The following is a 26,209-nucleotide window of genomic DNA, read 5'->3' on the forward strand; positions in this document are numbered from 1 at the left end:
TCTTAACCGCCCAGAGGGCGGCGTTACGTGAGTCGTGCGTAAGTTATAATTAATACTTTCTCTCCTGTGGTTCAAACATCGTAATCGCCACAGGTCGATATGACAAATCAATCCCCGCAGGCGAATAATAAGCCATTGTATGCTTCAAGAAACTGCCATCATCCCGCTGCGGAAAATCCTCCCGCGAGTGAGCACCGCGACTTTCTTGACGATTCAAGGCCGAAGTTAAAATCAACTGCCCGACAATCATTAAACTCCGCAACTCCAAAGCTTCTACTATTTCCGTATTCCAAAGCTTACCCTTATCATCTAAGTAAATATTTTGATATTGCTGCTGCAACTGGGCTAATTTACTCAAACCATCCTGCATCACTTCCTGAGTACGAAACACGCCACAATGTGCAGTCATAGTATCTTGAAACTGCTGCCTTAATTGGTCAATTCTGATTTTTCCGGGTTGATCGATTAGCGATTGAATTTGCTCTTGAGCCTCCTGCACATAATGTTGTTCATTCACAACTGGTAACTTGCGATTTTGCACGGATTGTGCTATAGTTGCACCAGTAATTTTTCCATAAACTACGCATTCCAATAGCGAATTACTGCCTAAACGATTCGCACCGTGAACTGAGACGCAAGCAGTTTCACCCGCCGCAAAAAAACCGTCTACCAAACCATCCGCACTGCTGCGAACTTGGCCGCCAGTATTAGTCGGAATTCCGCCCATTGAATAGTGAACTGTTGGACGCACAGGCATGGGTTGATTTACGGCATCAATTCCTAGTAAACGGTGCGCTTCTTCCCAGGCAAAAGGAATTTTGCTCATGATTTTTTCCCGGCCTAGGTGTCGCAAATCCATGTAAATAAAAGGGCCGCCTGCACTACCATCGGTATTGATACCACGTCCGGCACGAATTTCTAGTGAAATTGCCCTTGATGTAATATCTCTTGGTGCTAACTCCATTCTGCTAGGGGCATAATTCGCCATAAAGCGATCGCCTTCTGAATTAATCAAATAAGCGCCCTCACCCCGCACAGCTTCGGAAATTAACACTCCCACTGGATACAAACCAGTCGGGTGAAACTGCACAAATTCCATATCCTGCAAGGGTATTCCCGCCAAGGCAGACATTGCCAAACCGTCCCCCGTTGAAGCATAATCATTGGATGTCGTATTGTAAGCCCGACCATAACCTCCCGTAGCAAACATCACCGCCTTAGCGCGGACAACTTCAATTTGACCATCGACAAGATGGTACATTACTAATCCCTTCGCCTGACCTTCTTCTAAAATCAAGCGCATTACATACCACTCTTCGTAGATGTGAACTCCGTAGCGGCGCAAATTGTTGACTAATTCGTGGAGGATGGCGTGACCGGTTTTGTCAGCGGCGTAGCAAGTACGGATGTGAGAATGTCCGCCAAAAGCGCGTTGGGCAATTCTCCCATCTGGGAGGCGGGAAAATAATACCCCCATGTGTTCCAAATCTATGACTACATTTGGGGCCTCGCGGGTCAGAATTTCGACTGCGTCTTGATCTGCTAAATAGTCGGAACCCTTTACTGTGTCGAAGGCGTGGGCTTTCCAAGTGTCTTCGGCATCTACATTATTGAGTGTGGCGGCCATTCCCCCCTGGGCGGCGACTGAGTGCGATCGGATCGGGTGAGTTTTGGCAACGACAGCGACTTTTAAGCTGGGGTCGGTGCGAGCAATTTCTACTGCGGCGCGGCAACCGGCTAACCCGCCACCTACTATAATTATGTCGTGTTCTAAGGTCATACCAGATACCGATACTTTTAGCGATTTATATAATTTTTTTACCGCCTTTCTAAATAGTATGACGAAATCTTGGGAAATGATGGGTTGGGTGCGAGAAATTCTGGGGTATCGAGATGTTAAATACCGTCACGGCTATCTAATTTGGGATGTTAGCGCTTTGGGGAGGGAAATTAAAAATTAAAAATTAAAAATTAAAAATCGGGAAGAGAAATTTACTTTTTAGAAGACAACTTAATATTAATTAATGGAATTTTATAATTCAGAGGTGTTTCATTTCAATTTTATTGTGTTATAGTCTTAGTCTAAGGATTGAGTTCGGTTGCGTAGTGTGTTTGTATTTATGTACAGGCGTCTCTCCGAATCTAAATCTCTACAACCTCTGATTCTGGAGAAGTTCATCAATGTCTATTTACGTAGGTAATCTTTCCTACCAAGTCACGTCAGAAGACCTGACCGAGGTATTTGCCGAGTACGGCACCGTCAGTCGCGTACAGTTGCCCGTAGACCGGGAAACTGGACGGATGCGCGGTTTCGGATTCGTGGAAATGGCCAGCGAAGCGGAAGAAGCGGCTGCGATCGCAGCTCTTGATGGCGCTGAGTGGATGGGTCGCGACTTGAAGGTGAACAAGGCTAAGCCCCGCGAAGACCGCCGTTCCTCTGGCGGTGGTGGATGGGGTAATAACAATCGCTCTTCTCGCCGCTTCTAAGATTTGGGACTGAAATTTTCAGTTTGAGTGAAAGAGGGTAGATGTGGAGTCTGCTCTCTTTTACTCGCGATCGCAACTATCGCAACTGTTTAATGAAGCCAATTTAGCGTAAATTAATAATTGAGTCAGTGTATTGAGGATATAGAATGACACAAGTTGTAATAGGCGAAAATGAAGGGATTGAGTCAGCCCTGCGTCGATTTAAGCGGCAAGTTTCTAAAGCAGGTATTTTTCCAGACATGAGAAAGCACCGTCACTTTGAGACTCCCCTGGAAAAGCGCAAGCGTAAAGCGATCGCCAGACGGCCTAAGAGACGTTTTCAGCGTTCCAACTAATTGTAGAACTCGCTGGATGGCAAAATAGCACAGATGCCTAAAGCCATAGATTTGCGTTCCCAGGTAGAACCTGGGAACGAGGTATAGCTAGGGAAGAAGGGGCTAGGGGCTAGAGGCTAGGGGCTAGGGGCTAGGGAAGAAGGGAAGAAGGGAAGAGAATTCAATGGTTTCAGGAAATCAGAACGCCCTAAGCGCCTTGGCAGTTGCTATAAGTGTTAATTTTAGAAGCTTATTTAATTGTTAATTTTGCTGTTAATTTGGCTGGTGGCTATTCCTTGAGATTCTAGCATCGCAGCGACTCGGAGGATGAGAGATTCGTTATAAGGCGCAGCAATAATTTGAACTCCTAATGGCAAAGCATTAGGCCGCTGGATGGGTACGGAGGCGATCGGTAAACCAATAAATGATAGGGGTTGAGTAAATATACCCAAATTGGGGCGAATTACTACTTCTTCTCCAGCTATTGTCATCTTTTCCAGGCCGATGGGTGGGGCGACAATGGGGGTTGTTGGCGCGAGAATAATGTCAACATTCTGGAAGATTTCACGAACGCGATCGCGATACCACTGCCGGAAACGCTGTGCTTGAATGTACCAAGTTGCGGGAATGAGTGCGCCTGCGAGGAAGCGATCGCGAGTGGCGGTATCGAAGTCTTGGGGGCGCGATCGCAAATTGGCTAAATGCAAATTTGCCCCTTCCGAGGCCGTAATTACAAAAGCCGCCGCCCTAGCTCGGTGAGCCTCTGGTATACTCACAGTAGCCGTACAATTTAAAGCACGGGCAACAGTTGCAACGGCTGCTAACGCCTCTGGTTCCGCGCCTTGGGCGAAATAGCCATCAGCAACAGCAATGCGTAACCCTTCAATTCCCCGGCTTAATTGGGGCAAGCACAATTCTGGGGGGCGGTTGGTACAAACGGGATCTGCCGGATCGCCACCTTGTAATATATCATAAACCGCAGCAATATCTCTAACCGATCGCGCAAAAGGCCCGACATGATCTAAGCTTCCCACAAATGGGTACGCACCGGCCCTTGACAAACGACCATAAGTAGGCTTTAACCCAAAGATACCACAGAGAGCAGAGGGTACGCGGATGGAACCGTTAGTATCGGAACCCAAGCTGAGGGGTACTAAACCGCCAGCGACAGCAGCAGCGGAACCACCACTAGAACCGCCAGCAATGCGGGTGGTATCGTGGGGGTTGCGTGTGGGGCCATAATGGCTGTTTTCGGTGACGAAGCCGTAGGCGTACTCGTCCATGTTCTGAGCGCCTACCAGTATAGCACCAGCTTGTTTAAGTCTGGTAACTAAGGTTGCGTCGCTGGTGGCTGGGGGGTTTTCCTGGTTAATTTTAGCACCGGCGAGGGTGGTGACTCCGGCGATGTCGAAGAGGTTTTTGACAGCGAAGGGTACGCCTGCTAAGGGGCCAGGGTTTTGATTGAGTGCGATCGCTTTATCAATTTTATCAGCATCAGCTAAGGCTGTATCAGCGGTGACAGCAGTAAAACAGTTGAGGGTTTTATCCTTGGCGGTAATGCGTTCTAAAGCGGCTGTTACGACTGCTTTAGCTGTGATTTTACCAGTTTTGACGGCTTCTGCTGTAGCGACGGCATCATCTAGGTTTGACATATCTGGGCTCATCTGCGGTTAAAAAAATTAAGGCTCAAACACTGGTGCAGATTCTATTTCTTCTGGTAGGCTAAATTCTGTAACAATTTGTGCGATCGCGGTTATTCTTTCAAAATTAGCGATTACACCGGGACGGTGTTCGGGGTTTAACGGCAATTGGATTAGTTCGGCTGTGCGATCGACGTATTCTTCTATATTATTCATGGTTTAGTTATCCTCATCTTATTTATACATTAACAGTTTCCCGCACCTGCTCATCTGCAACATCCAAGGAAGGCAAAGATAAAGCCTCAGCATCCATCAACTCTTTAACCTTCTCAAAAATCAAAACTTCTGCCTCCTCCTGATCCGTTAGTTTATCGTAAAAATTAGCATCGGTAAACCATTGATCGAAAGCTATTCTTAATACACCATTCGCGTCAAACATCAAACGCCAATACTTAGAAACTCGGTTATCAACAACTTCAAACAATGGTGCAGGAGTTTGAATAGGATAATAGCTGTAGTTATTATCGCAAATATAGTACCAAACTTTCCCCTGCCATTCTCGCATAGCATAAACAATATATTGCTCACCAACAGTCAAAGGTAACTCAATCTTTCTTGTATAACCTCTTGCCGGATCGAGATAATTGTCAGGAAGAAATTCACCTGTATTCGCTATACACCGAACTTTCATAACCTTACTACCTACAAATTTTATTGAAATTAGCACAATGATGTAAAAAACGCTCTGGAATATGTCTGCTTTCTCCCCAATGTAGGTGGAGATAAGAAGCGTGGACGTTATAGATTTGCCATCCTTCAGCAACCGCTGCACTTTCTCCAAACTTACCGTAACGCCACATTTGATAAAGAGGTATATGAGGTTCTATGGTTAAAGACGATCGATGGAACTCGTGACCGCAAACTTTCATGTTCGCAGATAACAAGGGACTTGCTTGTAAAGCAATCGCTTGATGATACCCCAATGTTAATCTTTTTCCCATTACTGCTGATGTCGGCAAAATCCCTACCATTTGCCAAGAATTGCCATCAAAGTCTACAATATAATTGGACAAGTACATTAAACCACCACACTCGGCATAAGTTGGCATTCCAGCAACGATAGTAGCTTTAATAGCATGGCGAAGTTGAAGATTATCACTCAATTCTTGGGCGAAAACTTCGGGAAATCCGCCCCCAAAATATAACCCTTGAATGTCATCAGGAAGTTGTTCTTCAGCAAGAGGACTCCAGAATACTAATTCAGCACCTAGTTCTTGTAATAAGTCTAAGTTATCTTGATAGTAGAAGCTAAAAGCGCGATCGCGAGCAACTGCAATTCGTACCGAAAAATTTTGCTTTTCCCCCTTGACAAAATCTGGTGAATAAGTTACATTAGCGTTAGGGAGACTGTGTTCATATAAAAGTTGCTCAGACCCCTCACCCCGCCCAAAATTATGATATTTCTCTGCATCTTTGTTAGCGAGTAACAAAGGCAAAAGTTGCTCCCAGTCAAAACAAATAGCCGCCAAATCAGCTAATTTGTCAATTAAAGAATTAAAATTACTCAATTCCTCGGTAGGAATTAAACCCAAATGCCGAGCTGGGATAGTAATATTGTCTTGACGACGCAAAACGCCTAAAACAGGTAAATTGAGTGGTTCTAGAGCATCTTTAAGTAATTCTAAATGGCGATCGCTACCAACTCGATTTAATACAACGCCAGCGAACTTAAGCTTAGGGTCAAAAGTGCGATATCCGTGCGCGATCGCAGCAACAGAACTTGATAAACTGCTACAATCTATAACTAATAATACTGGCAAATCTAGCAGTCGTGCAACGTGAGCTGTTGAACCAAAAGAAATCAGATCGTCTTGTTCTTCTTCCTTCTTCCTTCTTCCTTCTTCCTTCTTCCTTCGAGGAACCCCATCAAATAATCCCATCACTCCTTCAACCAAGGCAAATTCTGCATCTTGAACTTGACGGTTAAAGCATTGCTGTACGTAAGATTCAGAAGTAAGTACCGGGTCTAAATTGCGACAAGGACGGCCTGTAATCGAGGTATGAAACATGGGATCAATATAATCAGGCCCAACCTTAAAAGATTGAACTTTTAAACTGCGACGCATTAAAAATGCTAAAATGGCGATCGCGATCGTTGTCTTCCCTGTACCACTGCGTTCTCCCGCAATTACTAAAGCCATTTATTTCTATTTTTTTGATATAATCTAGCTGTGCTTCTCAGAATTAGTATAATATCATGTCCGCTCAATTAACAGCAATTTCTGTAGGGGCGGGTTCGCCTTGATATTCAACACAAACAATAGATATAGAAAACCGCCCCGGTCAGGTATTATGGTCAATCAACCGGACATGATATAATTTATGGTAAAAACAATTAAAATTTGAAAATAAAGCGACCTTTCAGTATTACTTACTAAGCTGCTTTATCTGGTTTTATTTTCGGATGTTGCCATCACTGGAATAAGTCTAAACTCCTTTTTATACCCCCAATAAAACCCCTTTCATCAGTTCCGATCTTCAGGAGTGCTGCTACACGCATACTACACGAAAACCGTCGTTGCCGGCGTAGTGCGCGAAATTGTGGCCGCGACGGTCAGAAGCACAACTATGGTTAAACCAAGCGGCCCCACGCAGTGCCTTGCGGTCTTGAGAACCATTAAAATAGGGACTACCATCTTTAGGTAGCTCCGAGACAATGCTTGTCCAGTTATCACGGCACCATTCCCAAACGTTACCGTGCATATCCACCAAACCCCAAGGGTTCGTATGGGTATCCTCTTTTTCCTTAACGGAATGGGTTTGACTGCCAGAATTATCCTTATACCAAGTGTGTTTTTTTAACTGGCTGTCGCTGTCACCAAACCAGTATTGTGTCGTTGTACCTGCACGACAAGCGAATTCCCATTGAGTTTCACTAGGCAGGTCAATTTTGAGGGTAAAACCTTGTTTTTTCAGGTGTTCGGTGAGTTTTTGACAAAATTCCATAGCCTGATGCCAATTAACATTCTCCACAGGGTGATTTTCCTTGGCACTACCTGAGAACTTAGAAGGATTTGTATCCATGACAGCCTGATATTGGTCTTGGGTAATGGGATATTTACCCATCCGAAACTCAGAGATATTTACCGCGTGTCCTCCCTCCATGTTCAATACCCCAGCGGGAATCCAAACCAATTCTATAGTTTGATTGTTTGGTAAAGGTAAAATCAAGGCACGACGACGTTCTTCTTCCTCCGCAAGTTTACGAGTAGTTTCCGCCTCGTGAAGTTTACGCTCTTCTTCTTCGGCAAGTTTACGAGTAGCTTCCGCCTCGCGAAGTTTACGCTCTTCTTCTTCCGCCTCGCGAAGTTTACGCTCTTCTTCTTCGGCAAGTTTACGAGCAGTTTCCGCCTCGCGAAGTTTACGCTCTTCCTCTTCTTTACGGCGAATATCATTCCATTGCCGTTGCAAAGCATCTCGTTTATTACTGAGGTGCCCTAATGTCACCGCTTGATTATAGTTAGCCAGGGCGATTTCGTAGTTGTTTAATTTCAGGTAAGCATCACCCCGTAAATCGTAATATTCAGCACGATGGGGTTGGAGGGCTGTAGCTTTATCCAAATCGGCAACGGCACTAGCATAGTCTTGTAATCCATAACAGGCTACGGCACGTTGATAGTAAGCATCTGCGTGGGGATTGATGGAAATAGTGCGGTCAAAATCAAGACGTGCTAAGTCATAATGTTGCGCCTGTAAATGTTCCATGCCGCGCTGAAAACATGACAAAGAAATATTTAGAAAATGGGATTCTCCTAAAACTTGTAAACAAGCATTGAGAGATTCGACAAAGGTAGCATCTTCAGGCAGGAGCATTTTACCAATGTCAGTAATGGTATCGGTACTAGAGTTAATACCTCGTTGTTTTAACCAAGTTTGCATAACAGCTTGTACCTGGTTACTAAAACCATAGCGTGAGGGTACAGACTGCAAAATTTTAGCCCAAGCTAGGCGCAATTCCAGCATCGCGGCGGGTTCAACTTGCTCCAAACCATCAAATAGAGCATTACAGTAATCAATTACGGCTGTGGTTAAAGAGACACGCTCTCGATCGGAAAGATTAGCTTCATCAAATAAATCAGGTAATAATGAAGGTAAAAGAGGTAATTGACGTTGGGGAGCATAGATCAAGAAATATTCATCTGTCACCATCCCCACATGAATACAGTGGAGGATTTCCATATAGTGAGTGAAGGCTTCCCGATTGCGGCGACTAAATTCGGCTTTGTCAAAGTCGGTTTGTACTTGTCGCCCTTGCTCTTGCCATTGTGGGAATAATGTTTGGGAAATTTCCCCTATAGCATCTTGCCAACGCAGTTTACGGACAACGGTTTCAAAACGGGCATCATCAAAATCATTATTCCAGAAACCGATATTCATATTGAAAAAAGATTCTTCGACTTCCGTTTCCAAAACTATGACAGGAATAGAAGACAATTCGCTAAAGATTTGATTAACCGCAGACTCAGCACGACGATTTTTTGTCACCCATTCGCCAGCCATAAATTTGACGGGACGTTGATTCAAGGTATATCGTTTGAACAGTTCTCGTAATGCTCCAGAAATGGTGGATTCCATCATGGGAAATTGACTTTGGGCAGTGGCATTGGGTAGGGGATCGTAACGCAATACTGGGGGTGAAAAGAAGACGGTAAGAGGCATTTCTGGGCGATTGTGAACGGTTTGAATGATGTCATCAGCTACGGCAAAAACGGGGCTATTGCGATCGCGTTTAGCATCATCACGGTTTTGTTTATCTCGTTGACGCATAATTTGAGCATCAAGAAAGCGAATTTCTAGGGCAAATTGGCGATCGCTTTCCGTTTTCCAACGTTGAAAGGCGATATTATCAGCTTGGAGAGCAATTTGTACTTCTCTTTTGAATTTTTCGATCGCTTGGATAAATTCCCTTTGTTTTTCTGCTTCTAGGGATTGAAATGCTTGACGCATTTTTTCTTGTCTGATGAGAGTTTCTGCTTCTATGTCTTTTAGAGCTAAACTAAATTCTTTATCTTCTTGACGTTCCTTAGCTCTCACTGTTTGACGCATCATTTCCATTTTAGCATCAAATTCCATGCGTTTAATTGTTAATTCTTTAGCGTCACTTTCTCCTTTTTGAAAGTTTGCTATAAATGCCATTTGGTTGCTGATGGCAAGGCTTTGATTCACTCCCATTAATGCGGGGGCGACTGTACTGGCTATTTTGGCAATACCACCAACTATACTTCCGAGAATGTCCATAAATAAACTCCTGGTTTGCTCTAAAAGTTTATGCGATTATCTGGATTAATTAATTACGGTGCTTGTAAACTAGCATAACCGCATCTTCCTCAGTCGGCGCATATCCTAAATCTTTTCCCCCTGCTGTATAAGCATGGTGATTGCTCGCACAAGCCCAAGTACCAGCGATAGAACCATCCCGATTATAATAAGTATGCCCATTGTAATCGAAGACATGAGAACCATCAACATATATAAAGTGAAACTGACTATCGAAACTCACTTTACATCCCACGTTGTAATCAGCGAGATACCCATCGTCTAACAGTTAACAGCTAACATATCACCAATAGCAACATTACCACTGCTAATAATTTTTGCTAAAATTCCAGTTTGTGCGTGACCAAAATGCTGTTGCAGCAAAGAAAAAAGTGGTAAATCGCGATTTCCCGTATCGGGATTAACCTCAATATTAGCACAGCGACCAATTTTTGCACTCACTAAAATTCGCGCATTTCCTAATTGAAATTCCTTACCCATCCAGTTAAATTCCTCCCAAGCTGAAACCCCATCTATAACAATATTAGGGCGAAAGCGACGAACATCAACGAAAGTGCCAGCAATGTCACTTAAATTATCTAAAGTTGCTTGACTTAATATGGAAATATGTACTGGTTCTCTGTCGGGATAACGGGTTTCACCGCTGCTATCGCCTACTAAAAGTAAAGGTGTTTGTGTTGGATGACGCGCTTCTTTCGTCGGTTCAATTATGCTAATATATTCAGTGAAGAAGCTGCCAATCCGATCGCGCCCCGTAGCAGTTTTTGTTTCTGATTCTAATACTGTAACGCCTTCCAGTTTCACTGTCAAAATTCCTGTTTCTGACTGATAGCGACATTCTAAGGCTGCTAAAAGAGGCCAGTCATTTTGGACAGCAAAATGTTTTTTACTCATCCAAGGTATATTTTCTAATACAGGCCTTTCACCTGTCTCAATACTATCTGTAAACATCAAGGCAAAAGCGCGATCTCCCTTAATCCCATGTCCTTCTGTCAGGAATGCGCGATCGCACTCATAGGGTGTTAACCCCTTAATAGGATGAGAAAATAATTGTTTTACGGTTATAGATGCCATTTGTCTAATTGCAGCTAGAATGAGATTTTTCTTACAAATGAGCTAACTTTGGGCTTTAGGTAACTGAGCCTTATTACCTGATGATACACCACCAGCTAAGTTTTGCAAATAAATGCCGCCGACAGCGATCAAAAACAAGACATAACTCACTGCTTGTACAAGATAAAGTTTATCTCTATATCCAAACAGAGTCTTCAATAGGATACCAGGAAATTTAGCATCAGGCAAGATATTGGTTGCATTCCAAACCATCGGCCCTAAAATACAGGAGTGAACTTCAGCCATTCGATCTGAATAGAAACATAGAGCTTTTGAAGTTTGCTCAATCTCGGCATAAGCATTAACAGCCTTGTCTAAATGTCCTACCATTGATACTACCAAACCTGCGACAATTAAGAGTAAGAACATCCCCATAACTTGGAAAAACTGGCGGAGATTAATTTTCACTCCTAATTTGAACAAAAGCACACCTATTACCACAGCCATTGCTAAACCTGCTAAAGCGCCAAAAGCTGGAACTAAGCCTTGTTGAAATTTGGCAGTTAGAAACAAAACAGTTTCAAAACCTTCGCGGAGGACGGCAATAAAAATTAATGTAAATACCCCCCAACCGGCATTACTATTTTGTGTTAAAGTTGTTGTCACTGCGCCTTCAACTTCAGCCTTGAGAAATCGTGCTTGTTGAGTCATCCAAATTAGCATCCAACTCAGCATTGAAATTGCAATCACACCAAAACTAGCTTCTAGTAGTTGTTTCATCACAGGAGTATAAAGTTGATGAGAGTTAGATACTGATTGCAATAAGAAACTGAATAATACCCCTACTAAACAGCTAGCAGCAATTCCCACTCCCACGCCGCTATACACCCAAGAATTTAGATTACTTTTCTGAGATTTCTGTAAGCAAGCAAGGACAATTCCTACTACTAAGGCTGCTTCAACACCTTCACGTAGAGTAATTACAAATGTTGGTATAGCTTCACTAAGATTCATTTTTTGTTGGTTGTTGGTAGTGATTGATTGTTAATGATTGGTTATTAGTTGTTAGCGGTCAGTATCTTTTTGATAGCAACTAACCACTAACATAGTTAACCGTTAACCGTTAACCGTTAACAATTAACTAAAATCTCGCAACATCTTTTTCAGTTCAACCTGATGCAGTTCTTCTTGACCAATTAGAGTACGGGCAAATTCTTCCAAATAAACGCTGGCATCTGTTACAACATCGAGCAAATCTTTATAGATACTCAGCGCTTTTTTCTCGTGGTTGAGACTCTCCTCTAAAAGGTCTCTAATCGAGTGCTTATAGGTTTCTTCAATGGGAGCAATTTTCTGGCTAGGATGTCCTTCTAAACCTGTAAGAATTTCTCCTACCTGTTGAGCGTGGAGCAAAGATTCAGTTGCTTGGCCCTGAAAAAACTGTACAATGGGAATGCGGTTTGGGCCTGTCACCATCAGTGCATAGTGAGTATAGCGGACAACACCCGCCAACTCACACTCCATAATGGAAATTAGCAGATCGATAGTTTTCTTTTGGTCAAGTTCTCTCATTTTTTGTACTGGGTATTAGAAGGCAAGGAAAGTAAAAAATTGGAGTTCAGGAGTTTCGATTTAAGAGCAATCGGTATTTTTTTCCTGTTTTCTATTATAGTATATCAATTATTAAGCCATTAATAATTTTTTGCGTAATATTTCTACAGATTGTTTTAACAATAACACTGATTTGTCAATAATTTGAGATTGTTTTGAGTGCATTCCTCAATTGTCTTAATCAGAGAGGTGACTAGATTCGGTAGCGATCGCACCGTTAGCCGAACTGTACAGTAAACTTTTAGTCAGTATGACCCATGACACACTAATCCCACTACTAGAGGTTGCGCGATCGCCCTAGCATTATTATGAATTTGGTTGCTTTTTCAAAAGCGATCGATAATGTCTCGAATTTGATTAGCTGGGATGTCATCTCGATCGGACTTGGAGTAGATAACGACGAGTAAGATGTATGTATCGCCTCTAAGTTGATAGATAACTCGGTAGCCACCACTTTTGCCCTTTTGGATGTCGCTGTTTTTGAGGCGGACTTTGAATACGGTGTAGCCAGTATCGGCGATTTGGTCGCCGATGAAGTTGCCAGACTGGAGCTCATCAAGTAGCGGTTGTAGGTCAGTGCGGATGCTGCGGTAGCGTTTAATTAGGGTGCGAAGTCGTGTTTTGAACTCATCGGAAAAGAGAAGCTGGATTTGAGGTGTCTCGTCAGTCATCAATGCCCTCCCACAGTTCGGAAATAGGATGTAATTTGCCTTCTTTAATTTGTTGGAGGGAGGTACGGAGGCTGGCTAAGACAAGTTCGGCGGACTCGTCATCGGGATCTGCGAGTGGGGTGACGATATGGCGGTAGATTAATAACTGGTAGAAGTCGTCCACAGACATTACAGCGAGTTGAGCGGCTCGATCTAGATGGAGGTTGTGCTGCTGATAAAGTACGATTGCCAGTTCTCTCCGCACATCGGCTTCAGTCAGGGGCAAGTTATCGGGAAGGTCGATCGTAATTTGCATGATTTATGGTACTTTTTAATTTCAATTGTCTCTTAAGTGCGATCGCAAAACATAACTGACAAATATATAAAAACTCTGCAATAACCTGTTTGTTTCATTCAAATTTTTCTCTCCTCTGTGCTCGAATGCGCTTGGCTATCTCAAGTTTTACCAAATAAGCTTGACTGGGTGTTCGTAAGAAAACACGATCGCTTTTTCTTTAGTAGATTTAATGCTAAAATCAGAGGGTCATGCTCTTAAAAATGGGGAAAAAGGGAAAATAACCCTTTTTAAGGGGATTGGAGACTCTATCCACAGCCAACCGCCATGAAGGTAGCCGTATTCAGCACGAAATCCTACGATCGCCAGTTTCTCACAGCCGCCAACGAGAAACACGGGCACGATTTAGTCTTTCTAGAACCGCGCATGAACCTGGAAACTAGCGTCTTAGCTGCTGGATTTCCCGTCATCTGCATCTTTGTCAACGATTTACTGGATGCGACAATCTTAGCTGCGATCGCCAGCAAAGGAACCCGCTTAATCGCCCTCCGTTCCGCCGGATTCAATCATGTAGACTTAACCGCAGCACAGGAACTAGGACTTTCCGTCGTGCGAGTACCCGCTTATTCTCCCTACGCCGTTGCTGAGCACGCAGTTGGCATGATGTTGGCACTCAACCGCAAAATTCACCGCGCCTACAACCGGGTTCGAGAAGGCAATTTCGCCCTTGATGGCCTTTTGGGTTTTGACCTACATGGACGAACGGTCGGAATCGTCGGTACTGGTAAAATTGGAGCACTGACAGCCAAAATTCTCAGCGGATTTGGCATGAAACTGCTAGGATATGACGTTTTCCAAAGCCGTGAATGCTTAGACCTAGGAATGGAATACGTTTCCTTGTCCGAACTCTTTGCTTGCTCTGACATTATCAGCCTCCACTGTCCCCTAACCCCTGAAACTTACCACCTGATTGACGATGAAGCTCTTGCTCAGATGAAAAATGGGGTAATGGTCATCAATACCAGTCGCGGCGCTCTGATTGACGCTGAAGCCGCGACAAAAGCACTAAAATCCGGTAAAATCGGCTATCTCGGCTTAGATGTTTACGAGCAAGAGAGCGATCTGTTCTTTGAAAATTTGTCGGAGTACGTGATTCAGGACGATGTATTTCAACGCCTGCTCACGTTCCCCAATGTGCTGATCACCGGTCATCAAGCTTTCTTTACCGAGGAAGCTTTGAGGAATATTGCCGAGACAACTCTCGCCAATATCACGGACTTTGAACAAAATCGCCCTTGTGCTAATGAAATCAGCGTCGAGCGGTTCCGAAAATAAGTCACAGATTACTCTTTTTAATCGTGGTTTTAACCTGGTTAAAAACCTCTGTTTAGAATCATCCCTGTCCTGAGATGGGGGTAGTCAAGTTCGATAATTAACAACAGTTTGACAATGTTGTTGCTATCGGACTAATTTTCGGAAAATTAGATTGCTGGCAATTCTTATTTTTTCAATCCACGTCGCAAGTGAGGAAGTATAAAATGACTCAGGTTGACCCTTCTGGTGAAACTGAAATGAAAACTGCAACGGCTCAAGTAGAGGTGACACTCGAAAAACCGCGTGCCATAGCTGCACTAACTCCCGGAAAGGACTCAGCAGCTCAGTTGCAGCAGATCAAAAAGCAAGTTATCTCTATCTTGTCTGAACTGCCGGCTTATGTATCCAACTTTTTTCAAGAATACCAAAAAGCGCTTATTACTATTGGTTTGATTGCGGCCGGCGGCATCACGATTAAAGTAACTCTGGCGGTGTTAGATTCACTTAATGATATTCCTCTGCTATCGACGACTTTTGAGTTGGTTGGTATGGGATATACTGGTTGGTTTGTTTACCGCTATTTGCTTCGCGCTTCTAACCGTCAAGAGTTGTCTGCGGAAGTTGAATCTCTCAAAGAACAAATTCTCGGTAAATAAGATGACAGTTAACAGTTAACGGTTAACTGTTAACTGTTAACTGTTAACTGTTAACCGCAGACTTGTTGCAAAGTCGCTGTGAAATCTGGGTAGGAGATAGAGGCGGCCTCGGCGCGGTGGATAGCGGTAGAACCAGAAGCGTTCAGAGCCGCGATCGCGAGGCTCATGGCAATCCGATGATCTGTGTGACTGTCAACGTCTGTACCCGTCAAAGCCGTCCCCCCGGTGATTTCTAAACCGTCGGGTAATTCTGTAATCTTGGCTCCCATGCGATTGAGCTGGCTTGCCATCACAGCTAAGCGATCGCTTTCTTTTACGCGCAACTCCGCCGCATCCCGAATTGTTGTCGTCCCTTCGGCAAATACCGCCGCTACTGCTAAAATCGGGATTTCGTCAATCAAGCGAGGGATTAAGTCACCGGAGAGGGTGCAACCCTTCAATTGTCCGCAATTGCGGACAAAAATATCGGCGACGGGTTCCCCAGCTACTACTCGCTGATTTTGTAGCTCAATGTCGGCTCCCATCATTGCCAAAGCTTCTAAAATGCCAGTACGGGTAGGATTAACGCCGACATTCTCAATAGTTAGCTCAGAACCAGGAACAATAGCTCCTGCTACAAGCCAGAAGGCTGCGGAACTGATGTCACCAGGGACGATTACAGCTTGACCTTGGAGTTTCGCTGGGCCCGTTACCGTGACGCTGCAAGTTTCAGGATCGACACTAACTTTAGCTCCAAAAGCTCGTAACATCCGTTCGCTATGATCCCGTGAAAGAGCGGGTTCCGTAACTGTTGTTTCTCCCTCTATCATTAAACCCGCTAGTAAAATGCAGGATTTAACTTGAGCTGAGGCGATGGGAGAATGGTAGTGAATGGGTTTTAGCTGCTGTCCGAGTACGGCCAAGGGTGCGAGAGAATTTCCTTCCCTACCCCAAATTTGAGCCCCCATTTGCAATAGGGGTTTAACAACGCGGGACATGGGGCGCGATCGCAGGGAATTATCTCCCGTAACAGTAAAAAATCGTCCGGGGTGAGAGGCTAAAATCCCCATCATTAGCCGCATCGTCGTACCAGAGTTACCAGCATCTAATATGTCTCTCGGTTCCTGTAACTCGCCGAGTCCAAAGCCTTTGACCCGCACTAATTCAGCATTAAGTTTAGAAATTTCGGCTCCCATCAGCGAGAAACATTTAGCCGTGCTGCGGGGGTCTTCCCCTAAAAGCAGTCCCTCTATAGTAGTTTCTCCAGAGGCGATCGCTCCCAACATCAAAGCTCGGTGAGAAATAGATTTATCCCCCGGAATTCGGATACGGCCTTGTAGCGACAGACCCGATGTAGGTGTTTGAATTATTAAAGTTTCATTTTCAGCGGTTTTCGCAGTGACTATGACTGGTGGCATTGAGATAAACTGGGGTGGGACTGCGTTAGCTATCCTACCGCTTTCCCAGTCATTAGTCAGTTACTATGCCAAAGGAAGAAGGAAGAAAAAAGAAGGAAAAGGCAATCACAGCAAGGGTTTCAGTAATTAAGAATATCTTAATTGTCTTGGTGGTTGCGATCGGTGCATTTTGTCAGTTATCCTTTGCCCGTTGGCGGTTCTCACTAATGACTTTCGATCGATGACTCATAATTAATGGCTAATGACTAATTATCCCCAAGAGCGCTCAAATTTTATGCTGACGCATCACCGCAAGCCTGTAAGTCTTTCCCTAGTATCTACAGATTTACCGCTATGGTCAGTTGTTGAAACCGCTGCCACACTCTATCAAAAAGACCGCGATCAATTCCACTTGCTGTTACACGAACCAGCAATTCTTGACAAGGAACCTCAAGGTTCCGCTTCTGAAGATGTCGCTACTTTGCCAGCAGTCACAAAACCCCGACTTCTGTGGTTAGAGGTTTCGCCTTACCGAGTGATTATGACAATGCAAGGCAATGGCAATTACAGTTATCGTCACCTTTGGGAACGAGAAATGTACGGCCTGAGTCGCTATTGGCTCCAGAGCGAATCATTCATAACTCCGGGACAATTACGGCTCCGTAATTTCACCCGCAAATTGATTTTGACAGGACGGCCTTTACCAGAACATCTACGGTTAGAATATGAGTTATGGTCGGAAAAAATACAATTGGGATACTATGTTTTAAACTTAGAAATTCATCATTGAATTTGGTAATTGTTGATTGTTAGTGGTTAGTGGTTAGTTGTTGGTTGTTCGTTGTTCATTGTTAATGTTAGGTATTGGTTGTCATTGCGAGCGTAGCGAAGCAATCGCAATAGGTCGATATCGCTTCGAGGTGCTAATTGCTAAGAATGATATACCCTTTCTCCAATAGACGAGGTATGTAGTTGGGCTTTAGCCCTCCGATCGTGGTTATATAGAATATATATGGCTAGTCACTCCTATAGCTTGCGATTGCTTCACTTCGTAAGCGCTACGCGCAGGCTACGCCAACGCAATGACAACCAGCAACCAACAACTAACCACTAACAACTAACAACTAACAACTAACAATTACCTATTTACTACAATAAACCGCAAGTTTAGAAGTCAAGGCATCTTGATTCTTGGCAGCTTTATTAGCGGCTTGACCGGCTTTAGCTAAATCTTTCTTAGCTTTTTCGATCTGCTCTCGTCCCTCTGAGGTAGTCGAGGCATTTTTCCCAGTATCTAGAGCTTTAGCCATGTCGTTAAGTGGTTCGCTAAGTTCTCGAAATCCTTTGCTCAATCGCGTCTGAAACCCTTTAAGATTTGTTTCCGTTAAGTCTAAGGTATCTAGTTCTTTTGCCGTCTTATTGAGAGCATTAGCAAGATTTTTTGTACTTGCCACATCGCTGTTATCTTTTTTAGAATCAATCAGAGCGTTTCCTTTGTTGACCACTTGAATGAGTTTATTACATTGGACAACTTTAGTCTCATCGCAGGCAGTTAATAGCAAATAACAAACAAATATTGCTATAATACTAGCCTGTTTGCGAAAAAACGACATGAATTCTATCCTCAAATAATGATAAATTTTAGAGATGGTAATTCTACATGATTTGTAAAACAGACTTTTTTTTGTTACCGTAACGCCGCCCTCTGGGCGGTAATTGACCGCAAGCGAGGGCGGCGTTACGTAAGTTATCTGTCTTCTACTTATATAAGTTGAATTAGAAACTATGGTCAAAAGCAGCAACAATATAGAGAATAGCAGAATTTTGGCGTATCTAACTGTGCTCCTCCCTATTTCCTTCGGCGTGGTTGCTACTTTAGAATCCTGGCGTTTCTTGCTAGCGATCGCAGTTATGGGGGGATTTGGCTGGGCCTGGAAACGCTATCAGCGACAACAGCAGCATAAACTAGCTCATTTGGATGCAGTCTTTTATCAGTTAATTCAAGAAAATAAAGGGCGAGTTACTGTTTTGGATTTGGCTATGAATGCTAAGTTTTCAGGTACACAAGTTCAGCAATATTTAGATGAACGGGCTAAAGAATTTGCGGCTGAATTTGAAATTACTGAGCAAGGCGGAATAATATATTATTTTCAAACTGCCCAATCTCTTAATAAAAGTGAAGAGTATGATTTTGTAGGTGATTTACATCTTACAGTAGATCCACCGTTGCAGGATGCTATGAATCTTTCAGATCGGGCTATTATCAAAGATTTGTCTATAACTCCTGTGGAAGTTAGGAATCAGCAGGAAGAGAAGCGTAAAAGTCCCGAATTGTTCCCACTTTCCCAAGGTAAAGAGGTTGAAAAATCAAAACTTTTGCTGACTCAGGTGGAACTTGCTAATCGGTTAAATGTTCATCCTACTACTGTTAGCAAGTGGAAGGTTAAGACTGAGTTCTCAGAATGGAGTTATCAGAAAGATCCAGAGGCAATCGCATGGCAATATTGTAGGGAAAACAAGCGTTTTTTTCCCAAGAGTTAATTGATTTGACCAAAACCTAACATTAGGTTATTTTGGGTTAATTATAACATTTCTCAAATCAACTCAAGATTAAGCAAAATGCAACAGTATCAGAACAAACAAAATATACTCCTAGATAAAATTTTTCTAGGGAATTGTATTGAACTACTGAGAAGCTTGCCAGATGAATGTGTTGACTTGGTTGTATCCTCGCCCCCCTACAATTTAGGGAAGGAATACGAGGCAAGGCAAGCTCTGGAAATTTATTTGGACGATCAGAGAGTTGTGCTCCGAGAATGTAGTCGTGTTCTTAAAAAATCCGGTTCGCTTTTCTGGCAAATCGGTGCTTTTTCTGAGCGAGGAATGCTAATTCCACTTGATATTCGTTTCTTTCCCATTTTAGAATCTTGCGGGTTAATTCCTCGGAATAGAATTATCTGGGCGAGACAGCATGGACTTCACGCTCAAAAAAAATTTTCTTGCCGCCATGAAACTATACTTTGGTTCACAAAATCTGACACCTATACATTTAACTTAGATGCGATCAGAGTGCCGCAAAAGTATCAAAATAAAAAGCATTTCCGAGGCGATCGCAAAGGTCAACTCTCCTGCAATCCTGATGGAAAAAACCCCGGCGATATCTGGATGTTCCGAAATGTGAAACATAACCATGAGGAACAAACAATACATCCTTGTCAATTTCCAGAAGACTTGATAGCTCGAATTGTTTTAGTTACAACTCTAAAAGGTGAAGTCGTTCTCGATCCTTATATAGGATCGGGTACTGTAGCAGTTGTAGCTAGAAACCACGAACGTCATTTTTTAGGAGCCGAAGCTGATGAAAAATATCATCAAATTGCTCTACGGCGTTTAAGTGGAGAACCAGATGATAACGGTTATTTTCCCAATTTAAAAACTCTTCGTAATTACGTGGAAAAGACAGGTAAACCAATTGATAAATTTCGTTTTGATGTACAAGTAGGTGAAAAAGCAACAGAACGCAGTAAGGCTAAGATATACCCGGAAGAATATCATTTACAAGAGATGGAAGAGCGTTTACTTTATGAAGAATCGGCTTTTGCTGCTGATATTCGTGGCAAAGATAGACCTGTAGATTCCAAACTAAATGGAAATGGTAAGAAAACAAATAATTCACCTCAACAAATAACAGAGTATATCCAACTAGAATTGTGGAGCTAATCTGTGATATTTTAGAGGATATGAAGCCGACATTGACTGTGAGAAAATCGCCCAGCAATTATTTGACATTGCCGTTCTTCCTGGGTTAATATTGTTCTTGAGGTTTGAGCATTGTATACAGTCCATAAAGCATAGTGAGAAAACTGAACTTCGATAATTGCACCTGCTTTACCAAAGTCAATATCTTTTCCCAGAAATCGATATCCATTCAGCGGTACAATAGTTACTGATAACAGTATTAGCCCCGTTAAAATCCGTAAATTCAATAAAAATAGCTAATTCTCCTTTCTTCTATGTCAAAACAAACCCTCCGAGTAGTCGCTCGCCTAGTCGCACTTCCCGACAAAGTAGAAGAACTTAAAACCCTTCTACTCAGCATCATCGAACCCACCCGTAAAGAACAAGGCTGCATCATATACGAACTCTTACAAAATACCACTAATCCCACAGATTTTACCTTTGTTGAAGAGTGGGAAAGCGATGCTTTACTTGACGCACATCTCGCCTCTACACATATCCAAGCAGCATTACCTAAATTAGAAGGTATAGCAGCCGCACCTCCAGATATTCGTCGTTATCAATTGCTGATGTAAGCTATTAATTAATAGTTAGTTATTTAAACTGGTTTAGAAGTCAAAACTAACCGCAACTTAGCATGAACTAAATTCAATTTAGCTAAACCTAAATCTACACTTCCTTCTACCACAACTCCCGTATTCAGCAGTCTATCTAATAATTCTAAAACTGACGGATTACTAGAAGTTTCTCCCGGATAATACCCGCCAGACTTTGGTAGTAAAGTCCCAATTTCTGATAAATCCAAATTTAAGTCAGCAGGATCGATTTCAAATATCTCACACATTTGTAAAACTTGCGCTTCCAACTGCTTCAAACTCTCAGCCGCACGATCTAATTCTGCATCACTTAAAATGCCAGCTTCCATGCGGCGAATTACTTGCGCTTCCATCAATTGACGGATGAGTTCAACTACCGTTAGTAACAGCGGTGCTAAACCAGAATCTTTGCTAGATTTTTCAGAATTGGGGACAAGCATATAGGAGATAGGAAGGATAAGTAAGATCGCGAAGTTAGCAATTAGCAATTAGCAATTAGCCATTAATTTATTATTCTTTTATTTGTAACTCAGCATTCACTGATTCAGCTATTGGCGGCTGACTGGCAACTAGGGATTTCAGCGATCGCATTTCTGCCTCTAACCTCTTCACTTGTTCTAATAACATTTGATTGGATTCCGTCAAAGTCCGCGCCTGACTGCTCAAATAAGGGTCAGTTTCCCACCAATTAATTCCCATTTCCTTAGCTTTATCCACTGAAGCAACCAACAAGCGAATGCGGATACTTAGTAACTCCGTTGAACCAACAGAAATCGAAATATCTCCGGCAATTACAATTCCTTTATCCAAAACTCTTTCTAGCACATCTGCCAAGGTAGAACCTGCCGTTGAAGTAGGCATACTTCGATTTGCAGCACTAGGAGGGCGTATTGATTGCGTCATTACTATTAATTATCTCCCTGAGTTACGAATAAACGGTTTTGCTGCTGTTTTAAAACACCTTTTTTAATTAGCGATCGCAGCGCGTCAATAGTCTGTACTCGATTAATACCTAAAGCCGCTTCAATCTCGCCAACCCTTGCGCCGCGAGAATTTTGCAAATAAGTGTAAACTTCCTCTTCGCAAAGCGCTTGAGCACGATTCATTAATTCCTGCGTCAATTCCTGAGTCTGAGTAACGGCGACTGATTCATCTATTGTATCTAAATTTTGGCTTGTGGTGTTGACATCTTGGTTCCGATCTTCTAGCAATAACCCGTTAGATTGCCATTCTTCCAAAACAGGCCAATCTGCCGAAAGTTCTCTATACAATTCTCCTAGAATAGTTGTAGCAATTTTTAATGGTTTACCGCAGCGAGATAAAAGCACATCTCCACAAATCTCTCGAAAATCTACACTTTCTGCTGTGGCTGCAATTCCATGTTCCTGACAAATTTTAGCAATGATTAAAGCGGGGCGCATACCTGAAGCTTTCTCAGTGCCGATTCGATGGCGAAACTCTCTTGCTAACTGTACAATTCTGCGAGCATATTCTTCATTTATCCCCAGCTTCTGCACTATTATTTCCTGCTGAGTTTCCTCATCTGGATCTGGCATATTCATCGTTACCAACCGATCCATTAAGGCATCTTGGGTATCGTGAACTCCAGAATATTCTTCTGAGTTGGAAGTGAAAATTGCTCGAAATTCTGGGTGTACCTTAATATATTCTGACTTGTTACCGTTAGGTGGCAGCACTAACAGTTTCTCTTCCAAAGCTGAAAGCAATACATTGTTAACTTCTGGACGAGAACGATTGAACTCGTCATAAACTAAAGTAAAGCCTTCGCGACAAGCCAAAGTTAATCTTGAATCAACCCAGTTTTGCCGCAATTCATCTTCTAATTTAATGACGCTGTGGATGTAATTATCGACTACTTTTTTGCGCGTGTAACCTGAGTGATTGCCAATTAAATCGGTACTTTTGAGTTGGTCATCGCCGAACATCAGCACTGTTGGACGTGCTAATAAATCTGCTAAATGCAGTGCCAAAGTTGTTTTTCCCGTACCCGCAGCGCCGCGCAAATGTACGCCAAAGCCTGATTTTAGATACCTCAGAGCCCTGAGTGCCATTTCTTCGGTGGCGTGGGTATTAACAAATCCTTTAGGGCGCGCTCTGAGCACTGTAGTCATAGCAATTTAGTTTTGAGTTTTATGATGGCTGTTAACGGTTAACGGTTAACGGTTAACGGTTAACGGTTAACGGCTAACTTTAGCGTGTGATAGTAACGGGAACTTTAACTGCATCTACACTCAAGTAAAGGCGATCGCGCTGGACAATTGAACCTTTTTGCAGGAGCGATCGCAGTGCATCCACAGTTTGGACGCGACTTAGCCCCGTTGCTGCCTCAATTTCCGTTAGCCGTGCCCCCTTACCCTGACGAATGTAGTTATAAACCTGTTGCTCTTGTAGTACCGTCATATTTGGCTTTACAGCTTCCACAGGCTGAGCTTTAACATTTGTATCTAACTTGATTTGAGCTTCAGCAGCGACAGGTTTAGAGACTACCTTACTGCCTTGATGGTGCTGTTGATGGGACTTGGATATCATCTTACTATGTTCGCCCCAAACCTCAAATTGCAGATTTTGGCGATATAAATGCAATTGAGCTTGAAAACGAGCGTGGCGATCGCGTATTTGTTGAGCCTCTACCAAACGCTGAGCTCTCGATTCCTGAAAAGATTGATGTAACTGTCGTCTCCTGGCTTCACCCATCAATTCCAACTCTTGCAAATAGCTTTGAATATCCGATCGCAAAGCTTCCATCCAGACAGTTAATTGGCGATTTAATTGCGCTTGAGTTTGAATTCGCTGCAAGTAACTTGCCGTTAAAAGTTCTTGCGTCTGGTTTTTGAGCACTTCGATCCGATTTTGGCGTTGTTGGCGCAAATCAGCCAGAGTTGCACTCAGATTTACGTGAAATTCGCGCAACTCTTTAAGTGTCGCCGTTGCCAGTTTTTCTCTATCTGTTGTAATCTCCGCCAAAAACTGAGCTGTTTGCAACGAAAGCGATCGCGCAAATTCATCAAGTTTTTCAGCCAACAACTCAGCTTGAATGCGGCGGTTAGAGCTTGTCGCCGTCAAAAATCGCTGCGTCTGCTGCTGCAAATTTATATATGCCTGCTGTCTCCAATTGCGATCGTGCAATCCTTGAGTCAGACGTACTTCTTGTAGCGAAGCAATAGTAGATCGCACCTCTTGCTGGCGCGATCGCACCTCTTGCTGGCGCTCTTCCCTTTGCGATCGCCACTCATCTAAAAGAGCCATGAGCAGAGTTACCTCCTGATTCAGTTATACCATTTCGTTTTTGCCCAAATACCGGGGCTAATCTGTCAGGACTTACGCACGATTACGTAACGCCGCCTTCTAGGCGGTATTCTAACCGCCTAGAAGGCGGCGTTACGGATAGTTTTGCGTAAGTCCTGTCTGTCTTAAAATTTTTATCCTAATCTGGGTTTTTTAGTCCCCATTATCCCGCATCCAAATCTTTAATCAGTATCGATATCAATTGGGTGCGGGATCAATCAGGCGCGAAGGTCAAAGGAAAGGAAATTAGGAACCGAGCTTAATTCTTGTAGCGTATTATGCACCTCTGCACTCCTATATATTTGCACCCTTAATGTTCAGTTCCCATTTCCCATTCCCCATTTCCCATTCTCTATTCTAGCTAAACAGAAGGAACCGCTGCTTGAGAAGTCAAACCAACAGCTTCAGCATACTTCAGGTAGGTTTCCACCGAAGCAATCACGATCCGAGCTTCGATAGCTATCAATTCGATACCAACGAGAGAAATACGTACCCACGCATCAATCACAATCCCCTTGTCCAAAATGCGGTCAACCACTTCAGCCAAGCTAGAGGATGAGTTTACTTTTTCAACAGCCATGATTCAATTCCCTCAAGTTCAGTTTAAGGCGCGTTGTTCTGCACATTTTCGGCCTTTCACCCATCATACTCAAGTTTCATCCCATCGAAATCAGTAAATCTACCTTAATCTAGATCACATCCATTTGATTTTTGGGTATATAACCGCTTTTAAAAATCTAGGTAAACCTAGCAATACTCAGCAGTGTAAGTTTCTTAAGCAATCTTTCCTATCGCTTACGCTTCCTCAATGTCGAGGTTGCCCAGGAAATCCCAGTTAGAGTTAGAATAGTAACTATGTCTATTAGTTATTATTCCAGATTGCTTGATTTTTTTATTCAGTTGATGCCACAGGCTCCAAACGTGCTTTGTTGAATTCACCTCAACAAAGCACGTTTGGAGCCTGGTATCTTTTCCGACAATCTCATTCCCCTGCGGCCGATAACTAACACAGAACGCGATACCTGCTCAACCTCTGACGCTGTAAAACTCACCGCAACACACCATTTATCATCCTTGTAGTAGAAGTGCCAAGTTTTAGCACCCGTAGCAGGTAATCTGTTAATATTGCGAGGGAAGTTGCCAATCTGAGAATCTACATTTTTACCAAACTTAGATTCTAAACAAACTGGCACTCTAAATCTTAAATTGTCACCATTCCACTGACACACCTGATTGCCGTAAGATTCATCCTTAGAGCCAACAATCAAGGCTTGATTATTGGGGACTCTAACCCTTACAGGGATTGACTTTAAGACGGATAATATTTGCCGATACCTGGTCAGCTTACGTTTTTTGTTGTGTATCTGAAAGCGTAAGTTTTGCCAGTTAGTTTGACGATCCTTTAGGGAACTAGACAACGGAAATACACAGCCACTTTTACTGTTTTGCCAGTTCTTTTTAGCGTAAAACTTACGAGCTAATTTGAGTTTTCTCTCAGCCCTTTTCAGCCAAGCTTCGCAAGATTTAGCTTTGCCTTCTAAGGTTTTTATGTGTGAAATACGGCATTCCTTAGCACCATCAACAGCACCCTTAGCCGATGAAATTACACCATTGGCATGACGTTTATTAATACCGTAAGTTTTTTGTAGGTGTGTGTTCCATTGCGACTTATTAAATCCTTCTCCTAACATCATAAAGTTGACGGTTTCACATACTGAAGAGTGAAATATTGGTGTGTAAGCACTCAAAAACATTTCTAGCTGAGTTTTACCTATGGCATTCAACTCATCTATAGGTGTCGGGATTGCTTTGCAGTATGTAAGCGTCATCTGATTA

Annotated in this window: 31 protein-coding genes; 10 read left to right on the forward strand and 21 right to left on the reverse strand. The window is 43.0% G+C overall.

Annotation, left to right across the window (positions count from 1 at the left end; all coding sequences use genetic code 11):
• Nucleotides 1-49 precede the first annotated feature (49 nt).
• Nucleotides 50-1,780, reverse strand: a complete 1,731-nt coding sequence (locus PY364_RS15725; RefSeq protein ID WP_275523912.1) for a succinate dehydrogenase/fumarate reductase flavoprotein subunit — start codon at nt 1,778-1,780, stop codon at nt 50-52.
• A 58-nt stretch (nt 1,781-1,838) separates the two neighbouring features.
• Here PY364_RS15725 and PY364_RS15730 point away from each other — a divergent pair, with 58 nt between their 5' ends.
• The 3 genes from PY364_RS15730 (at nt 1,839) to rpsU (ending at nt 2,822) form a co-directional block, all read left to right on the forward strand.
• The gene (locus tag PY364_RS15730) at nt 1,839-1,961 is read left to right on the forward strand and encodes a hypothetical protein (RefSeq protein ID WP_275523913.1); all 123 of its coding nucleotides are present in this window, start codon (nt 1,839-1,841) and stop codon (nt 1,959-1,961) included.
• 220 nt (nt 1,962-2,181) lie between these two features.
• Nucleotides 2,182-2,487 (forward strand): RNA-binding protein, encoded by a 306-nt coding sequence (locus PY364_RS15735; protein WP_007353850.1) that lies wholly within the window; start codon nt 2,182-2,184, stop codon nt 2,485-2,487.
• A gap of 146 nt (nt 2,488-2,633) precedes the next feature.
• Nucleotides 2,634-2,822, forward strand: coding sequence for a 30S ribosomal protein S21 (rpsU, locus tag PY364_RS15740; RefSeq protein ID WP_007353851.1), 189 nt, complete (start codon nt 2,634-2,636; stop codon nt 2,820-2,822).
• Nucleotides 2,823-3,055: 233 nt separating this feature from the next.
• On the opposite strand, the gene PY364_RS15745 is transcribed toward rpsU, so the two are convergent.
• From PY364_RS15745 to PY364_RS15795, 11 genes are all read right to left on the reverse strand, one after another.
• Entirely contained in the window at nt 3,056-4,453 is a 1,398-nt protein-coding gene (locus PY364_RS15745; RefSeq protein WP_275523914.1) for an AtzE family amidohydrolase, read from the reverse strand.
• A 27-nt stretch (nt 4,454-4,480) separates the two neighbouring features.
• Nucleotides 4,481-4,657 (reverse strand): DUF4089 domain-containing protein, encoded by a 177-nt coding sequence (locus PY364_RS15750; RefSeq protein WP_275523915.1) that lies wholly within the window; start codon nt 4,655-4,657, stop codon nt 4,481-4,483.
• A 22-nt stretch (nt 4,658-4,679) separates the two neighbouring features.
• Nucleotides 4,680-5,132 carry a hypothetical protein gene (locus PY364_RS15755; RefSeq protein WP_275523916.1) on the reverse strand — a complete coding sequence of 151 codons (453 nt, stop codon included), beginning with the start codon at nt 5,130-5,132 and terminating at the stop codon, nt 4,680-4,682.
• 7 nt (nt 5,133-5,139) lie between these two features.
• Entirely contained in the window at nt 5,140-6,642 is a 1,503-nt protein-coding gene (locus PY364_RS15760; protein ID WP_275523917.1) for a cobyrinate a,c-diamide synthase, read from the reverse strand.
• Between the two features lie 349 nt (nt 6,643-6,991).
• Nucleotides 6,992-9,739 carry an SUMF1/EgtB/PvdO family nonheme iron enzyme gene (locus PY364_RS15765; protein WP_275523918.1) on the reverse strand — a complete coding sequence of 916 codons (2,748 nt, stop codon included), beginning with the start codon at nt 9,737-9,739 and terminating at the stop codon, nt 6,992-6,994.
• Between the two features lie 49 nt (nt 9,740-9,788).
• Nucleotides 9,789-10,001 carry a hypothetical protein gene (locus tag PY364_RS15770; protein ID WP_275523919.1) on the reverse strand — a complete coding sequence of 71 codons (213 nt, stop codon included), beginning with the start codon at nt 9,999-10,001 and terminating at the stop codon, nt 9,789-9,791.
• Nucleotides 10,002-10,039: 38 nt separating this feature from the next.
• Complete coding sequence (locus PY364_RS15775) at nt 10,040-10,852, reverse strand: MOSC N-terminal beta barrel domain-containing protein (protein WP_275523920.1); 813 nt, start codon at nt 10,850-10,852, stop codon at nt 10,040-10,042.
• Nucleotides 10,853-10,894: 42 nt separating this feature from the next.
• Nucleotides 10,895-11,845, reverse strand: coding sequence for an FTR1 family protein (locus PY364_RS15780; protein WP_275523921.1), 951 nt, complete (start codon nt 11,843-11,845; stop codon nt 10,895-10,897).
• Nucleotides 11,846-11,968: 123 nt separating this feature from the next.
• Complete coding sequence (locus PY364_RS15785) at nt 11,969-12,403, reverse strand: ferritin-like domain-containing protein (RefSeq protein ID WP_275523922.1); 435 nt, start codon at nt 12,401-12,403, stop codon at nt 11,969-11,971.
• 365 nt (nt 12,404-12,768) lie between these two features.
• A complete protein-coding gene (locus tag PY364_RS15790) occupies nt 12,769-13,113 on the reverse strand; it encodes a type II toxin-antitoxin system RelE/ParE family toxin (protein WP_275523923.1) in 345 nt (114 codons plus the stop codon).
• A complete protein-coding gene (locus PY364_RS15795; protein ID WP_275523925.1) occupies nt 13,106-13,408 on the reverse strand; it encodes a UPF0175 family protein in 303 nt (100 codons plus the stop codon). Before PY364_RS15795 ends, PY364_RS15790 begins: the two co-directional genes overlap by 8 nt.
• 306 nt (nt 13,409-13,714) lie before the next feature.
• Between PY364_RS15795 and PY364_RS15800 the strand changes: the two genes are divergently transcribed.
• Together PY364_RS15800 and PY364_RS15805 are read left to right on the forward strand one after the other, a co-directional pair.
• Entirely contained in the window at nt 13,715-14,722 is a 1,008-nt protein-coding gene (locus PY364_RS15800) for a 2-hydroxyacid dehydrogenase (RefSeq protein ID WP_275523926.1), read from the forward strand.
• A gap of 203 nt (nt 14,723-14,925) precedes the next feature.
• The gene (locus PY364_RS15805) at nt 14,926-15,357 is read left to right on the forward strand and encodes a CAAD domain-containing protein (RefSeq protein WP_275523927.1); all 432 of its coding nucleotides are present in this window, start codon (nt 14,926-14,928) and stop codon (nt 15,355-15,357) included.
• Nucleotides 15,358-15,407: 50 nt separating this feature from the next.
• Here PY364_RS15805 and aroA read toward each other — a convergent pair whose 3' ends face one another.
• Nucleotides 15,408-16,754 (reverse strand): 3-phosphoshikimate 1-carboxyvinyltransferase, encoded by a 1,347-nt coding sequence (gene aroA / locus PY364_RS15810; protein WP_275523929.1) that lies wholly within the window; start codon nt 16,752-16,754, stop codon nt 15,408-15,410.
• 65 nt (nt 16,755-16,819) lie between these two features.
• Between aroA and PY364_RS15815 the strand changes: the two genes are divergently transcribed.
• Nucleotides 16,820-16,978, forward strand: coding sequence for a hypothetical protein (locus tag PY364_RS15815; protein ID WP_275523931.1), 159 nt, complete (start codon nt 16,820-16,822; stop codon nt 16,976-16,978).
• A gap of 50 nt (nt 16,979-17,028) precedes the next feature.
• Nucleotides 17,029-17,523 (forward strand): hypothetical protein, encoded by a 495-nt coding sequence (locus PY364_RS15820; RefSeq protein WP_275523974.1) that lies wholly within the window; start codon nt 17,029-17,031, stop codon nt 17,521-17,523.
• A 352-nt stretch (nt 17,524-17,875) separates the two neighbouring features.
• Here the strand turns inward: PY364_RS15820 and PY364_RS15825 are convergent, their stop codons facing one another.
• A complete protein-coding gene (locus PY364_RS15825; RefSeq protein ID WP_275523932.1) occupies nt 17,876-18,346 on the reverse strand; it encodes a hypothetical protein in 471 nt (156 codons plus the stop codon).
• 172 nt (nt 18,347-18,518) lie between these two features.
• On the opposite strand from PY364_RS15825, the gene PY364_RS15830 reads away from it, so the two are divergent.
• Both PY364_RS15830 and PY364_RS15835 read left to right on the forward strand, forming a co-directional pair.
• A complete protein-coding gene (locus PY364_RS15830; RefSeq protein WP_275523933.1) occupies nt 18,519-19,274 on the forward strand; it encodes a hypothetical protein in 756 nt (251 codons plus the stop codon).
• 78 nt (nt 19,275-19,352) lie between these two features.
• A complete protein-coding gene (locus PY364_RS15835; RefSeq protein WP_275523934.1) occupies nt 19,353-20,453 on the forward strand; it encodes a site-specific DNA-methyltransferase in 1,101 nt (366 codons plus the stop codon).
• Between the two features lie 11 nt (nt 20,454-20,464).
• Here the strand turns inward: PY364_RS15835 and PY364_RS15840 are convergent, their stop codons facing one another.
• Entirely contained in the window at nt 20,465-20,719 is a 255-nt protein-coding gene (locus PY364_RS15840) for a hypothetical protein (protein ID WP_275523935.1), read from the reverse strand.
• A 27-nt stretch (nt 20,720-20,746) separates the two neighbouring features.
• Between PY364_RS15840 and PY364_RS15845 the strand changes: the two genes are divergently transcribed.
• Nucleotides 20,747-21,046, forward strand: coding sequence for a putative quinol monooxygenase (locus PY364_RS15845; protein WP_275523937.1), 300 nt, complete (start codon nt 20,747-20,749; stop codon nt 21,044-21,046).
• 23 nt (nt 21,047-21,069) lie between these two features.
• On the opposite strand, the gene PY364_RS15850 is transcribed toward PY364_RS15845, so the two are convergent.
• From PY364_RS15850 to PY364_RS15875, 6 genes are all read right to left on the reverse strand, one after another.
• Nucleotides 21,070-21,507: a gas vesicle protein K gene (locus PY364_RS15850; RefSeq protein ID WP_275523938.1), complete on the reverse strand. Its 438-nt coding sequence runs from the start codon at nt 21,505-21,507 to the stop codon at nt 21,070-21,072.
• Nucleotides 21,508-21,577: 70 nt separating this feature from the next.
• Nucleotides 21,578-21,970 carry a gas vesicle protein GvpJ gene (gene gvpJ, locus PY364_RS15855; protein ID WP_275523940.1) on the reverse strand — a complete coding sequence of 131 codons (393 nt, stop codon included), beginning with the start codon at nt 21,968-21,970 and terminating at the stop codon, nt 21,578-21,580.
• Nucleotides 21,971-21,975: 5 nt separating this feature from the next.
• A complete protein-coding gene (gene gvpN, locus PY364_RS15860) occupies nt 21,976-23,199 on the reverse strand; it encodes a gas vesicle protein GvpN (RefSeq protein WP_275523941.1) in 1,224 nt (407 codons plus the stop codon).
• A 79-nt stretch (nt 23,200-23,278) separates the two neighbouring features.
• Nucleotides 23,279-24,334: a hypothetical protein gene (locus PY364_RS15865; protein ID WP_275523942.1), complete on the reverse strand. Its 1,056-nt coding sequence runs from the start codon at nt 24,332-24,334 to the stop codon at nt 23,279-23,281.
• Nucleotides 24,335-24,734: 400 nt separating this feature from the next.
• Nucleotides 24,735-24,953, reverse strand: coding sequence for a gas vesicle structural protein GvpA (gene gvpA / locus PY364_RS15870; RefSeq protein WP_007357596.1), 219 nt, complete (start codon nt 24,951-24,953; stop codon nt 24,735-24,737).
• Between the two features lie 355 nt (nt 24,954-25,308).
• Nucleotides 25,309-26,202 carry a hypothetical protein gene (locus tag PY364_RS15875; RefSeq protein WP_275523943.1) on the reverse strand — a complete coding sequence of 298 codons (894 nt, stop codon included), beginning with the start codon at nt 26,200-26,202 and terminating at the stop codon, nt 25,309-25,311.
• Between the last annotated feature and the right edge of the window lie 7 nt (nt 26,203-26,209).

This window comes from Kamptonema sp. UHCC 0994, from assembly GCF_029167235.1.
Lineage (GTDB): Bacteria > Cyanobacteriota > Cyanobacteriia > Cyanobacteriales > Microcoleaceae > Kamptonema.

Excerpts from the sequence above, each read along its gene's own strand:
- PY364_RS15725 (WP_275523912.1), bottom strand. The coding sequence starts at position 1,780 with ATGACCTTAGAACACGACATAATTATAGTAGGTGGCGGGTTAGCCGGT.
- PY364_RS15730 (WP_275523913.1), top strand. The coding sequence starts at position 1,839 with ATGACGAAATCTTGGGAAATGATGGGTTGGGTGCGAGAAATTCTGGGG.
- PY364_RS15735 (WP_007353850.1), top strand. The coding sequence starts at position 2,182 with ATGTCTATTTACGTAGGTAATCTTTCCTACCAAGTCACGTCAGAAGAC.
- rpsU (WP_007353851.1), top strand. The coding sequence starts at position 2,634 with ATGACACAAGTTGTAATAGGCGAAAATGAAGGGATTGAGTCAGCCCTG.
- PY364_RS15745 (WP_275523914.1), bottom strand. The coding sequence starts at position 4,453 with ATGTCAAACCTAGATGATGCCGTCGCTACAGCAGAAGCCGTCAAAACT.
- PY364_RS15750 (WP_275523915.1), bottom strand. The coding sequence starts at position 4,657 with ATGAATAATATAGAAGAATACGTCGATCGCACAGCCGAACTAATCCAA.
- PY364_RS15755 (WP_275523916.1), bottom strand. The coding sequence starts at position 5,132 with ATGAAAGTTCGGTGTATAGCGAATACAGGTGAATTTCTTCCTGACAAT.
- PY364_RS15760 (WP_275523917.1), bottom strand. The coding sequence starts at position 6,642 with ATGGCTTTAGTAATTGCGGGAGAACGCAGTGGTACAGGGAAGACAACG.
- PY364_RS15765 (WP_275523918.1), bottom strand. The coding sequence starts at position 9,739 with ATGGACATTCTCGGAAGTATAGTTGGTGGTATTGCCAAAATAGCCAGT.
- PY364_RS15775 (WP_275523920.1), bottom strand. The coding sequence starts at position 10,852 with ATGGCATCTATAACCGTAAAACAATTATTTTCTCATCCTATTAAGGGG.
- PY364_RS15780 (WP_275523921.1), bottom strand. The coding sequence starts at position 11,845 with ATGAATCTTAGTGAAGCTATACCAACATTTGTAATTACTCTACGTGAA.
- PY364_RS15785 (WP_275523922.1), bottom strand. The coding sequence starts at position 12,403 with ATGAGAGAACTTGACCAAAAGAAAACTATCGATCTGCTAATTTCCATT.
- PY364_RS15790 (WP_275523923.1), bottom strand. The coding sequence starts at position 13,113 with ATGACTGACGAGACACCTCAAATCCAGCTTCTCTTTTCCGATGAGTTC.
- PY364_RS15795 (WP_275523925.1), bottom strand. The coding sequence starts at position 13,408 with ATGCAAATTACGATCGACCTTCCCGATAACTTGCCCCTGACTGAAGCC.
- PY364_RS15800 (WP_275523926.1), top strand. The coding sequence starts at position 13,715 with ATGAAGGTAGCCGTATTCAGCACGAAATCCTACGATCGCCAGTTTCTC.
- PY364_RS15805 (WP_275523927.1), top strand. The coding sequence starts at position 14,926 with ATGACTCAGGTTGACCCTTCTGGTGAAACTGAAATGAAAACTGCAACG.
- aroA (WP_275523929.1), bottom strand. The coding sequence starts at position 16,754 with ATGCCACCAGTCATAGTCACTGCGAAAACCGCTGAAAATGAAACTTTA.
- PY364_RS15815 (WP_275523931.1), top strand. The coding sequence starts at position 16,820 with ATGCCAAAGGAAGAAGGAAGAAAAAAGAAGGAAAAGGCAATCACAGCA.
- PY364_RS15820 (WP_275523974.1), top strand. The coding sequence starts at position 17,029 with ATGCTGACGCATCACCGCAAGCCTGTAAGTCTTTCCCTAGTATCTACA.
- PY364_RS15825 (WP_275523932.1), bottom strand. The coding sequence starts at position 18,346 with ATGTCGTTTTTTCGCAAACAGGCTAGTATTATAGCAATATTTGTTTGT.
- PY364_RS15830 (WP_275523933.1), top strand. The coding sequence starts at position 18,519 with ATGGTCAAAAGCAGCAACAATATAGAGAATAGCAGAATTTTGGCGTAT.
- PY364_RS15835 (WP_275523934.1), top strand. The coding sequence starts at position 19,353 with ATGCAACAGTATCAGAACAAACAAAATATACTCCTAGATAAAATTTTT.
- PY364_RS15845 (WP_275523937.1), top strand. The coding sequence starts at position 20,747 with ATGTCAAAACAAACCCTCCGAGTAGTCGCTCGCCTAGTCGCACTTCCC.
- PY364_RS15850 (WP_275523938.1), bottom strand. The coding sequence starts at position 21,507 with ATGCTTGTCCCCAATTCTGAAAAATCTAGCAAAGATTCTGGTTTAGCA.
- gvpJ (WP_275523940.1), bottom strand. The coding sequence starts at position 21,970 with ATGACGCAATCAATACGCCCTCCTAGTGCTGCAAATCGAAGTATGCCT.
- gvpN (WP_275523941.1), bottom strand. The coding sequence starts at position 23,199 with ATGACTACAGTGCTCAGAGCGCGCCCTAAAGGATTTGTTAATACCCAC.
- PY364_RS15865 (WP_275523942.1), bottom strand. The coding sequence starts at position 24,334 with ATGGCTCTTTTAGATGAGTGGCGATCGCAAAGGGAAGAGCGCCAGCAA.
- gvpA (WP_007357596.1), bottom strand. The coding sequence starts at position 24,953 with ATGGCTGTTGAAAAAGTAAACTCATCCTCTAGCTTGGCTGAAGTGGTT.
- PY364_RS15875 (WP_275523943.1), bottom strand. The coding sequence starts at position 26,202 with ATGACGCTTACATACTGCAAAGCAATCCCGACACCTATAGATGAGTTG.